The sequence below is a fragment of the Allostigmatella hybrida genome, assembly GCF_020103775.1.
GTDB lineage: Bacteria > Myxococcota > Myxococcia > Myxococcales > Myxococcaceae > Hyalangium > Hyalangium aurantiaca.
In genome coordinates this window covers 716,323-728,131 of the sequence record NZ_JAHXBH010000001.1, presented here as the reverse complement: position 1 = coordinate 728,131, position 11,809 = coordinate 716,323, and the positions used below count along the sequence as shown (strand labels likewise).

Sequence of the window (11,809 nt, the reverse complement as noted above, 5' to 3'; positions counted from 1 at the left end):
GCGCTTCAGCGCGCCATTCCTTTGAAACCAAAGGTATTTGACGCTTTCAGCGGGAGGTGTGAGGCGAGGCGGGGCTCGCCGTGCTGTGTGCAGAGCGGGCAAGACAGGCAGCGCGCGGCGGGCAGGGGCTTGGCAGACGAGAGCCTCGGGAAGGGATTTTTTCCCCCATTTGTCCGACCGCCGCACCTGGAACGAAAGGACCCGAATTGAAGCGTTTCCTTCTGCTTGTCCCTGCCCTGCTGATGCCTGCCCTTGCCTCAGCAGCCACCCTCTGGAAAGGGGATTTCGAGACCGGTAATCACTCCCAATGGTCCCGCCTCCAGAGCGTTGCCTCGGACAGGCTCCAGGTCGTCACGGACGTTGTGCGGGAAGGGCGCTATGCGCTCAAGGTGACGGTGAAGAAGGGGGATGACCCCATCAACGCCAGCGGTAACCGCAACGAGCTGCTGTACCTGAGCCGCGAGACGACCAACACCGACTATTTCTACAAGTGGAGCACCCTGTTCCCGAAGAACTACCCCTCGGCGGACAAGTGGCAGGTGTTCGCGCAGTGGCACCAGGATGGCTGCTGCGGCTCGCCCCCCCTGGAGTTCTATGTGGTGGGCGAGGAGATGCGCCTGCGCGTGGGTGGCAGCTCCGGCCGCATCGTGTGGAAGGCGCCCCTCAAGCGCGAGGTGTGGAACGACTTCGTCATGCACGTGAAGTGGTCCTCCGACGCCAAGGTGGGCTTCGTCGAGCTCTACAAGGACGGCAAGCTCGTGCTGCCCAAGACGATGGCGGCCACCCAGTTCGGCAAGGAGAAGAACTACCTGAAGCTCGGCCTGTACCGGGACGAGAGCATCTCCCCCACCGCCACGCTCTACCATGATGGGTTCGTCATGGGCACGACCCTGGCGGACGTGATGCCCCCGCCCCCCGCGCCCGTGCCCGAGGAGGCCCCCGCGCCCGTGCCGGAGACGCCGTCCGAGACGGAGGCCGAGCTGCCCAACCCCTCCCCGCTGCCGGACCCCGGCGTGGGCACGCCGTCCGCGCCCTCCGCGCCGGGCTACACCACCCTGCCGGGCGATCCGGGGGATGACCGCGAGGACCTGGAGTTCGGTGCCCCGCAGGGCTGCGGTGCCTCCGCCACCGGCGGCCTGCCCGCCATGGCCGCGGTGGGGCTGATCGCCGCGGCCCTGCTCCTGCGCCGCCGCCCCGTCCCGGTCCGCGTCCGCGCCCGCCCCCGCCGGCGGTAGCTGTCCCGCGGCCCCCGTCCCCCGGGGGCCGCACTCCCCCGGCCCGTCCGGCTAGCATGGACCCATGAATCCTCTCGTCCATGCGGAGCTGTCCTGGCTGGGAGCCCAAGGGCTCCGCGAGCGCCGGGACCGGCTCCTCGTCACGTGCGCGGGCCTGGCCCCGGATCTCGATGGGCTGTCCCTCCTCGGGGGAGAGGCCGCCTACGCCCGCTACCACCACGTGCTCTTTCACGGCTACGCGGGCGCGCTGCTCACGGCGGCCGTCTGCGCGGCCTTCGCACGGCAACGCCTGGCGGTGGCCCTGCTGTCCCTGGCCACCTTTCACCTGCACCTGCTGTGTGACTTGCTGGGCAGCGGGCCCGGCTGGGGCATTGTCTATTTTTGGCCCACCTCCCCCCGGGAGTTCTTCTGGCGGGGCCAGTGGGACCTGGCCTCCTGGCAGAACACGCTCGTGGGACTGGGGGCGAGCCTGGCCTGTCTGGCCTGTGCCCTGCGCTGGCGCCGCACCGTGGTGGAGCTGCTGTCGCCGCGCTGGGATGCCGAGGTGACGCGCACCGTGCGGCGCCGCTTCCTCGGGAATGACGATCCTGCCGTATAACTAGAACAAACGTGGCAGCCTGAAACCCGGCAGGGCCCTTCCGGACGCCGAAGCGCCGGGCCCCCCTGCAAGTCTTTGGCGGGGCCGCGTAGAGTAGGGGCGTGCCGCGCTGTCAGACATGCGGACGCCGCTGGGAACAATCCCATGCGCAGTGTCCACGGGGAGCATCGTCTTCCGCAGAACCCGCCCGGATGCCGGAGGTGGACTCATCCTTCGTGCTCACCTTTCCGGGCTACCGCATCGAGCGCCTCATCGCCCAGGGGGGCTTCGGCACCCTGGTGAAGGCCCTCCGCCAGGAGGACGGCCTGAGCGTGGCCATCAAGGTGGCCCACGCGAGCAACCCGCTGGCGGAGTTCCAGCTCGCGCGCGAGGCCGAGGCGCTCTACACGCTGGGCGCTCCCCTGGTGCCGGCGCTGTACGAGGTGGGCACCCTGGAGGAAGGCCGGCCCTTCCTCGCCATGGAGTACGTCGCGGTGCCGACGCTGGCCGAGTACCTGGCGCGGCTGTCCGGGCCCCTGGCCCCCGCCGAGTTCGCCTCCCGCGCACGCACCCTGCTCCACGGGCTGTGCCTCGTGCACGCCCAGGGCTTCGTCCACTGCGACCTCAAGCCGGAGAACATCTTCCTGGATGACGCGGCCTCGCGCGTGCGCCTGTTCGACTTCGGCCTGGCCCACCCGCTGGGCCCCCCGGGCGCCTCCACCGAGCTCACCTTGAGCGGCCATGGGGTCTATGCGGGCACCGCCGAGTACATGGCCCCCGAGCAGTGCGCGGGCAGCCAGGCGGTGGATGCGCGCACGGACGTGTACGCGCTGGGCGTCATCCTCTACGAGATGCTCACGGGCCGCCCCCCCTTCTTCGGCACCCCGGCGGAGGTGTTCCAGGCCCACCTGTCCCTGCGGCCCCCGCGCCCCTCGGAGTTCGCCCCGGTGGCGCCCGACGTGGAGGAGCTGGTGCTCCAGTGCCTGGCCAAGGAGCGCGCCCGGCGCTTCCCCAGCATGATGGCCGCCAGCGACGCGCTGCGCGAGGCGCTCTCCCAGGACACGCCCCGCGTCAGCGCCCTGCCCCGCGCCCCGCCGCCCCCCGCCGAGGAGCCCTCGCGCGCCGCGCAGACGCGCCGCTCGGTGGCGGTGCTGCTCTTCCACTCCAGCGCCAACCCGCTCGCGGTGCAGAAGGCGCTGGCCACCTGTGGCGGGCAGGTGGCCTTCCGCGAGGGCTCGCGCTTCGCCGGGGTGTTCGATCCGGACGCTGGGGAGAACCCGGTGCGGCGGGCCCTGCGCGCGGCGGAGGCCCTGGAGGAGCACCGCCTGGCCGCCAGCGTCCTGGTGGACGTGGCCACCGTCACCGTGCAGCGCCGCCCGGGCGCCGCCCCGCGCTACTTCGGCGGCCCCTTCTCACAGAAGGAGCGCTACCCCACCGGCGCCGGCAACCCGCCGCTGATGGTCACCACCGCGGCGGCGGAGGCCGTGCCGGACGTGCGCTGTGTCTCCATTCCGGACCGCGAGGGGCTCCTGCGCCCCGCCGAGCCCGAGGTGGCACCGCGCGCGGACATGACGGTGCTCAAGCTGGGCAGCGAGCTGCTCATTGGCCGGGGCGAGGAGCTGGAGGGCTTCTGGCAGAGCGCCCAGGAGGCGGTGAACGACGGCGCCCCCACCCTGGCCACCATGCTGGGCGAGCGCGGCTACGGCAAGAGCCACTTCAGCGCCGCGCTCACCCGGAAGCTCCAGCAGACGCTGCCCCAGGCCCACGTGTACGAGCTGCGCGCCCGCGAGCCGGTGCGCGGCGACCCGGACGGCACCCTGCGCATGCTCCTGCGGTGCGCGCTCCACGACTTCGAGCGCGACGACACGGGCTCGGAGGGCGCCAGCCGCACCGCCTTCTTCAAGCGGCTGGGGCCCACGCTGGCGACCGAGCTGTGGCCCGGCGTGTCCACCACCCTGGGCTGGTCCACCCCCGACAGCCCCGAGGTGCAGAGCCGCGCCGCGGCCCCCGGCGCGCTGCGCACGCTGGCCATGCGCGCCACGGGCGAGCTGCTGGCCGCCACCGCCCGCATCCACCCGCTGTGCCTGCTGCTGGATGACGCGCACTTCGCGGAGGAGACGGCGCTGGATGCGCTGGAGTACGCGTGCCTCGCCGAGGGGCGCGCCCCGCTGTGGGTGTGCGTCCTCGCGCGGCCCGAGTTCGAGCGCAGCCGCCCGAGCTGGGGCTCGCGCGCCGCGCGCAAGTACAGCCTCACCCTGGGCCCGCTGTCGCCCGTGCACGCCCAGGCGCTGTGCCGCGTGCTGCTGCGCCCGGTGCAGAACGTGCCCGCCATGGCGGTGGAGCGCATCGTCGAGCGCACCCGGCGCGTGCCCCTGTTCCTGGTGGAGCTGGTGCGCGGCCTCAAGCGCCAGGGGCTGATGCGCCAGCGCGGCCCCGGCGGCAGCTGGTACCTCGTCACCGACGAGCTGGACCGGGTGCCGGAGCTGCGGCTCGTGGAGTGGCTGGCGGACCGGGAGCTGGGCGTGCTGCCCCCGGCGCTCGCGGCGCACGCGCGGCTGTGCGCGCTCCTGGGCTCGGACTTCACCCTGGCCACCGCCGAGGGCGTGGTGCGGGAGCTGGAGCGCGAGGGCGGCGCGGCGGACTTCCCGTTGGATCCGCGCCACGCCACGCGCCGGCTGCTGGACCTGGGGCTGCTCGTGGGGCACCGGCAGGATGACCTGAGCTTCCGCAACGAGCTGGTGCGCGAGGCCGCCGCGCGCACGCTGCCGGACGCCGAGCGCATCCGCATCCACCGCGCCGCGGTGGCCTTCTACCAGAGCCCCGCCGCCGCCCCCGAGCGCCAGCGGCTGCCGCGCCTGGCCTTCCACGCCGCCGCCGCGGGGCTCCGGGACGAGGCCGTCGCGCTCTACCTGGACCTGGCCGAGTCGGCCCGCGGCCGGCACGCGTACCTGGACGCCGAGAGCATGTACACGCGCGCCCTGGAGCTGGTGGACCCCGCCGACGAGCTGCGCGGCCTCACCGCCCTGCGGGGGCGGGGCCTCATGCGCTACCGCATCGGCCGGTATGACGACTCGCTCGCCGACTTCGCCCGCGCCCGGGAGATGGCCCACCGCCAGGGGGATGCGCGCGTGGAGGTGGAGGTGCTGCTGGAAGAGGCGGTGGCGCTCGACTGGGTGAACGACTACACGCGCTCGGACGAGTGCGTACAGAAGGCGCGGGCGCTGGCCGATGCCGTGCCCGCCTCCCACATCCAGGCGCACCTGCTGCTGGGCATCGGCCGCTCCTGGTTCCGCCAAGGGCGGTGGGAGCGCGCCTGCCCGCCGCTGGAGGCCGCGGTGGACCGCTCGCGCACGCAAGGGGACGCGGGCTACGAGACGCGCGTCGCGGCGCAGCTGCTGCTGGCCGTCATCCTCCCCAACCTGGGCCGCATCGACGAGGCCGAGGCGGTGCTGGAAGAGGTGATTTCCGCCTGCGCCCGGCGCGGGGACCGGTTCCACCTGGGCGGCGCCATCAACAACCGCCGCAACCTGTGGGTGGCGCGCAAGGACCTGGAGCACGCGCTGAAGGACCAGGAGCGCTTCATGCACCTGGGCCGCGAGCTGGGCGTGGTGGGCTGGGAGTACTTCGCCGAGTACAACCTGGGGGAGCTGCTCTACCAGGCGGGGAACACCTCCGCGGCCGCGCCCCACATCGCCCGCGCCATCGAGCTGGAGCGGGGCCACCCGGAGGTGGCCTCCCAGCCGTGGGCCCTGCTGCTCCAGGCCCGGGCGCTCGCCTGGGAGGGCCAGGCGGAGCCTGCGCGCGAGGTGCTCGAACAGGTGAGCGAGGCGCTCGCCACGCGGCAGCCCCCGCAGGAGATGAGCCCCTCGGAGGCGGTGCTCTTCGCCATGGTGGAGCTGGCCACGCGGCAGGCCAGCGCCGAGGAGTGGGCGGCGCTCCAGGCCCGCTCCGCCGAGGTCTCCGTGGAGCAGGAGCCCCTGGAGGTGATGGAGCTGATGGCGCTCTCGGCGCTCCGGCGGGGCGAGCAGCCCCTCGCGGTGCGCGTCCTCCAGGAGGCGCTCCTGCGCGCCGGCAGCATCCCCAACGTCATGGAGGGGCGGCTGCGCCGGACGCTGGAGCGGGCGCTCAACCTCAGCGTTGAATCAGTTCCAGCGCTACCAGGCCGGCGATGAGCAGCCCCATGATGGACTCGCCCGCGATGGCGCCCGCGCCCAGCGCGGGCATGTGCGCATCCACCATGTCCGGGCGCACGCGCCGCGCCAGGGCCACCAGCACCGCGCCCAGGCCAATCGTCATCGCGTAGTGGGCCGGCAGCAGCATGCCCAGCCCCATGGCCACCGCCGAGGGCAGCACCCGCGCCAGGCGCCCCCGCGCCGCCAGCGTCAGCGCCGCGCCCACGAAGAAGCCCAGGGCCGCAGCCCGGGCCGCCTCGGGCGGCAGCCCCGCGAGCCCCTGCACGGACACGCTCGCCACGATGCGGAACTGGTGCGCGGACGGCACGGGCAGCGCCTCGCCCAGGCCATAGGTGTCCACCAGCAGCAGGTACACGGGCACGCTCACCAGCGAGCCGACGAGCACGCCCAAGAGCTGCGACAGGAGCTGGCGCGCCGGCGAGGACTTGAGCAGGTGCCCCGCCTTGTAGGACCAGAGGCTCACGCCCGTCTGCGCCACCGCGCCCGCCACCACCGAGCCCGCCGCGACGTTGAGCCCGGTGGGCCCCGGGAAGGCCGTGCCCGAGGCCAGCTGGGTGAGCTGCCCCATCTGGCTCACCGGCGAGATGTCCATCTGCCCCGCGCTGCGCGCGCACACCGCGCACAGCGGCAGCACCAGCACGAGCGCCAGGAGCGTGTGCAGCATGGGCAGCCCGAACACCACCCGGCCCAGCACCAGCGTCAGCACGCACGCCGCCAGCCCCACCCACACCGCCCAGCGCCCCACGGAGGGCGCCTCGGAGCGCCCCAGGGAACGCAAGTCCTTGGCGGCCGCCCCCAGCAGGGAGCGCGCCTGCATGCCCAGGGAGACGAGGGCCGCGCCCACCATCAGCCCCACCCCGGGCCAGGTGAGCCACACAGAAAAGCCGTCATAGCCGAGCTGCGCATCCACGCTCCCGGAGCGCGCGAGCCCCGGCGCAAGGCCCACCCAGGACACCAGCGCCCCCAGCACCATGCTCAGCGACATCTGCAGCCCCGCCATCATCCCCACCGCCATCAGCATGGGGCTCCAGCCGATGCCCAGCGTGAAGGTGGAGGCCGGCAGCCCCGCGAGCTTGCCGGGCGCCGCCGTCACCCAGGGCACCCATGCCTGCACATCCCGCATCCACGTCACCGCCATGGTGAACAGCCCGGAGCCCAGCAGCACCTGGGCGCGCCCGGGGCGCTCCACCCGCCCGGTGCGGTGCAGCGCGGTGATGAGCTCCGCGGTGGCCACGCCCGTGGGGAACGCCAGCCCCTCCTGGTCCAGCAGGCGGCTGCGCAGCAGGTACGCGGCCAGCACCCCCAGCACCCCCAGGGTGATGCTCCACACGACGATGCCCCAGGAGGGCACGGACAGCCCCATGAGCGTCAGCGCCGGAATGGAGCCCAGCAGGCCCGCCACCGCCGGCATCGCCCCCACCGCGGAGGCCGTCGTCTGCGTGAGGTTCGTCTCCAGCATCGTCGGGCCGCCGCCCCGGCGGCGCCCCAGCGCCGACAGCCCGCTGAAGCCCAGCACCGCGGCGATGATGGAGCCGCTCTCCCACCAGCCCGTCTTCAACCCCATATAGACGTTGGTGATGGCCAGCAGCGCGCCGATGATGCAGCCCCCCACCAGGGAGCGCGCCGTGAACTCGCCCGGCAGCACCACCGGGGTGGGGCTCGTCACGAGCCGGGGCCCCGTGCCGAGCACGGGCGTCACGGCGGCCGGGGAGTCCAGGGACTCCGGCGGAGCATTCATCGATAGGCCTCCCCAGCACGCCGGTTGACGAGCACTCGCAGCTCCTCCAGGTTCAGTGGCTTGTCGAGCTTCGGGTTGGACACATGGCGCAGAAACGCCTGCGCCCGGGGCGTGAAGGCCCCTCCGGTCATGAAGATGATCCGCTCGGCCATCTGCGGCACCACGCGGCCCACCTCCGCATACAAGTCCATCCCTGTCATGCCGGGCATCATCACATCACAGAGGATGACATCAAAGCAGGCATCCTGGCCCAGCAGCCGCAGCGCGTCCGCGGCACTGTTCGCCGCGGAGACTTCGTGCTCGCTGCCCAGGCTGCGCTGCAGCGCCAGCGTCACGTTCGGCTCGTCGTCCACCACCAGCACGCGCGCGCGCGGCGCGGCGGGCACCCGCGCGGGCAGCAGCGCGAGGGGGCGCGTGACGTCCTCGGCCCGCCCGGTCACGGTGCGCAGCACCACGCGAAAGCTGGAGCCCCGGCCGGGCTCGCTCTCCGCCGAGATGGTGCCCCCCATGGACTCGACGATGCCGTGGCAGATGGACAGCCCCAGCCCCGTGCCCTCGCCCACCGACTTGGTGGTGAAGAACGGATCAAACACGCGCGCCAGCACCTCCGGCGTCATGCCCACCCCGGTGTCCTCCACCCGCACCACCACCTGATCCGGCGCCTGGGCGCGGATGCGCACGGTGATGAGGTGCTTGTCCGCAGGCTCCCCCTCCGGGATGGCCTGCGCCGCGTTGAGCAGGAGGTTGAGGAACACCTGGCACAGCCGCGACTCGCTGGCCTCCACCATGGCCACCGGCTCGAACTCCGTCACCAGCCGCGCGCGGTGGCGCACCAGGTTGTCCGCCATCTTGCACGCCAGCTCCACCGAGCGGCTCACGTCCACCGGCCCCAGCCGCGTCTCCTGCTCCCCGCGCGCGAAGACCTTCAAGTCCTGGACGATGCTGGCGATGCGCTCGGCGCCCTCGGTGGTCTCCCGGGCGATCTGCTGGAGCTGCTCCACGGTGCCCGACGACACGGCGGGCCGCAGCCGCTCCAGCCCTCCGTGGATGAGGTGCAGGTTGACGAGCATGTAGGCCAGCGGGTTGTTGATTTCGTGCGCCACCCCCGCGCCCAGCGTGCCCAGCGACGCCAGCCGGTCCGACATCACCAGGCGCGCCTGCAGGTGCTTGCGCTCCGTCACGTCCCGGTGGACCAGGATGTAGGCGATGGCGCGCCCCTCGGCGTCCCGCAGCGGCACCGCCACGGACTCGCAGCAGCACCCCATGCCGTCCTTGCGGCGGAACTCCACCTCCCCCGTCCAGCGCCCCTCCCCCTCCAGCGCGTGGAGCATGGGCAGGGTGAGCGGATCCGGCTCGCCCGGGTGCAGCACCGAGAAGAGCGTCTGCCCCACCGCCTGCGCCTTGCCGCGCCCGAACATGCGCTCCGCGCTCGGGTTCCAGTCGATGATGTGCCCGCGCAGGTCGGTGATGACGACACCGTCATAGAGGCTCTCGAAGATGAGCGCCTGGCGGCGCAGCTCCTGCTCGGCCGTCTTGCGCGCGGTGATGTCCATCACCGTGCCGGTGATGCGGTTGGGCACCCCCGCCCCGTCGCACAGCACATCCCCCTTGCAGGACAGCCACCGGCACCCGCCGCCCGACGGCTCGATGCGGTACTCCATCTCCACGTGGGAGCGCCGCTCCAGCGCCTGCGCCAGCACCTCGCGCACCCGGGGCAGGTCCGCCGGGTGGACCACCTCGCGCGGATCCATGGCGCGGCCCGACAGCGTGCCCACCGGCAGCCCCAGCAGCCGGTCCACGTGCTCGGACCACGTCACCGTGCCCGCCGCGGCGTTCCAGTCCCAGATGCCCACGCGCGCGGCGGACAGCGCCTGGCGCAGCTGCTCCTCGCGCGGCTCCAGCTGCTCGCGGTTGGAGAAGCGGAAGACGGTGACGGTGCCAATCTGCAGCCGGTCCCCCTCGCGCAGCTCCGCCGAGGTGATGGCCACGCCGTTGACATAGGTGCCGTTGGTGGAGCCCAGGTCCGTGACATGACAGGTGCCCTCCGGCGTGCGGACAATCCGCGCGTGCCGGCGGGAGACGCCATGGTCGTCGATGCGGAACTCCACCTCCGAGCCACGGCCAAGCACATGCTCGCCTGGCTGCACGCGGAACGCCTTGCCGATGCCCGCGGGCGCCGTGGAGCTGATGAGGATGAGGCACGCTCCGGCGGCCTGTGGCGCCAGCGGCAGGCCCGCACAGGTCGTCAAATCATCCAGTGTCGTCGTCATGGGCATCGGTTCCCCCCTTGGAACGCCGCAAATCCCAACAGTGTCCCCCCCCCACCTCCAACCCGGCCACCGCCGCGTTCCCAGGGAGCATCCGCCACTGGACACGCCGCGCGCCGGCCCGGAGGCCTGGGTGCACGGTGTCCGACAGTCTACCCCTGTTCCGGGCCCCAGGCCCAGTGCACCCCTGGCACTGGGCTAAGGTGCGGGCCCATGGGGGATTCCGAGAGCACGTTCCGTATTCAAGGCCGCAAGGTCACCACGCCCGTGCCGTGGAGGACCGAGCCCGCCAGTGAAGGGAACGGAGACCTCCCGTACTCGCTCGCGGGCGAATACCTCCTCAAGCGGCTGCTGGCCTCGGGCGGCCACGGCAGCGTGTACGAGGCGGAGCACCGCATCCTCGGCCGGCGCGTGGCAGTGAAGGTGCTCCACCCGCACCTGGCGGACCAGGGCGAGATGCTCCAGCGCTTCGTGCGCGAGGCGCGCATCGTCAATCAGATCCGCCACCCCAACGTGGTGGACATCCACGACTTCGGGATGATGCCGGATGGCAGCCCCTATTATGTGATGGAGCTGCTCGAGGGCCGCACGCTCAGCCAGCTCGTGCAGGAGCGCGGCCGCATGTCCGCCGAGCGCGCGCTCGCGTACCTGGAGCCGGTGTGCATGGCGCTGGGCGCCGCGCACCAGGCGGGCATCGTCCACCGGGACTTGAAGGCCAGCAACGTGCTGGTGGTGGAAGATGGGCCCGCCCCCCAGGTGAAGCTCTTGGACTTTGGTATTGCCAAGCTGCTCCAGCCCGCCGGCGGCCAGGAGGGGCTCACGCTCGCCGGGCAGCGGCTGGGCACCGCCTACGCCATGGCCCCCGAGCAGCTGAGAGGCGGCCCCATCAACCCCAACACGGACGTGTACGCGCTGGGGGTGCTGCTCTTCCAGCTGCTCACCGGGCGCTACCCCTTCCAGTCCAAGGACCGGATGGAGCTGGAGCGGCTGCACCTGGAGGCCCCGCCCCCGCGCCCCAGCGCCTGCGCGCCGGTGTCCCTGGCGGTGGACGCGGTGGTGCTGCGCTGCCTGGAGAAGGAGGCCGAGCGGCGCTTTCCCCATACCGCCGCCTTCCTCACCGCGCTCCGGCAGGCGGTGGACACGCAGGGCCTGGCCGCCTCGGACGGGCGCGCCTGCCGGGCCCTGGCCATACACGCGGAGGTGGAGCTCGCCGAGGGCACCCACGACGATGAAGTCTTCCACGCGGCGCTCGCCGACGTGCTCGACCGGCTCGAGCGCGAGGTGCGCCAGCTGGGCTTCCTCCTCGCCCTCCAGGTGGGCACCGCGCAGCTCGGCATCCGGCTGCTGGAGCCCACCCGCCCCCTGCCCCCCACCGAGGCCCTCGCCCTGCGCGAGGCCCTGGAGCGCGTGGGCCGCGACATGCGCGAGCAGACCCGCCGCCTGGGCCTGGCCTTCCACCTGTGCGCCCATGTGGGCATGGTGGAGGTGCGCGGCGAGGGGGACGACCTGGAAGTCCTGGGAGGCCCCGTCACCGAGCTGTCCACCTGGGTCATTCAAGCCCCGGACGGACTCCACCTCACCCCGGGCGCCGCTCAAATTCTCGAATTCGGGGCCTGATTTTTCGAGACATTTCCTGGCATTTCACGGGGTTGTCCGTCCCTCGACGGTGTAGGTGCTTGTAATCCCGTGGCGCCTGATGGCACCCGTCCAGATTCCGACCCCTCGCACCGGGCCGGTGGCCCCCGTGCGTGCTGAGCTGCGCGCAGGCCCGTAATCCCAGACAGGGCGCCGCTGACAGC

Annotated in this window: 6 protein-coding genes; 4 read left to right on the top strand and 2 right to left on the bottom strand. The window is 72.6% G+C overall.

Annotation, left to right across the window (positions count from 1 at the left end; genetic code table 11):
* Positions 1–206: 206 nt before the first annotated feature.
* The 3 genes from KY661_RS02850 to KY661_RS02840 all read left to right on the top strand — a co-directional run bounded on the left by KY661_RS02850 (position 207) and on the right by KY661_RS02840 (position 5,984).
* Positions 207–1,235, top strand: a complete 1,029-nt coding sequence (locus KY661_RS02850; RefSeq protein ID WP_225408714.1) for a polysaccharide lyase — start codon at positions 207–209, stop codon at positions 1,233–1,235.
* Positions 1,236–1,299: 64 nt separating this feature from the next.
* Entirely contained in the window at positions 1,300–1,833 is a 534-nt protein-coding gene (locus KY661_RS02845; protein WP_225408713.1) for a metal-dependent hydrolase, read from the top strand.
* A gap of 191 nt (positions 1,834–2,024) precedes the next feature.
* Entirely contained in the window at positions 2,025–5,984 is a 3,960-nt protein-coding gene (locus tag KY661_RS02840) for a serine/threonine-protein kinase (RefSeq protein WP_225408712.1), read from the top strand.
* Here the strand turns inward: KY661_RS02840 and KY661_RS02835 are convergent.
* Both KY661_RS02835 and KY661_RS02830 read right to left on the bottom strand, forming a co-directional pair.
* The gene (locus KY661_RS02835; protein WP_225408711.1) at positions 5,944–7,743 is read right to left on the bottom strand and encodes an OPT/YSL family transporter; all 1,800 of its coding nucleotides are present in this window, start codon (positions 7,741–7,743) and stop codon (positions 5,944–5,946) included. The two genes, KY661_RS02840 and KY661_RS02835, sit on opposite strands and share 41 nt — an antisense overlap.
* On the bottom strand, positions 7,740–10,019 hold the full coding sequence (locus tag KY661_RS02830; protein ID WP_225408710.1) for a PAS domain S-box protein: 2,280 nt from the start codon (positions 10,017–10,019) through the stop codon (positions 7,740–7,742). Before KY661_RS02830 ends, KY661_RS02835 begins: the two co-directional genes overlap by 4 nt.
* Positions 10,020–10,223: 204 nt before the next feature.
* Here KY661_RS02830 and KY661_RS02825 point away from each other — a divergent pair, with 204 nt between their 5' ends.
* A complete protein-coding gene (locus KY661_RS02825) occupies positions 10,224–11,627 on the top strand; it encodes a serine/threonine-protein kinase (protein ID WP_225408709.1) in 1,404 nt (467 codons plus the stop codon).
* Positions 11,628–11,809 lie beyond the last annotated feature (182 nt).

What these genes read in the sequence shown, in the direction of transcription:
- KY661_RS02840 (WP_225408712.1), top strand. Translation starts at nt 2,025, where the DNA reads ATGCCGGAGGTGGACTCATCCTTCGTGCTCACCTTTCCGGGCTACCGC.
- KY661_RS02825 (WP_225408709.1), top strand. Translation starts at nt 10,224, where the DNA reads ATGGGGGATTCCGAGAGCACGTTCCGTATTCAAGGCCGCAAGGTCACC.
- KY661_RS02830 (WP_225408710.1), bottom strand. Translation starts at nt 10,019, where the DNA reads ATGCCCATGACGACGACACTGGATGATTTGACGACCTGTGCGGGCCTG.
- KY661_RS02845 (WP_225408713.1), top strand. Translation starts at nt 1,300, where the DNA reads ATGAATCCTCTCGTCCATGCGGAGCTGTCCTGGCTGGGAGCCCAAGGG.
- KY661_RS02835 (WP_225408711.1), bottom strand. Translation starts at nt 7,743, where the DNA reads ATGAATGCTCCGCCGGAGTCCCTGGACTCCCCGGCCGCCGTGACGCCC.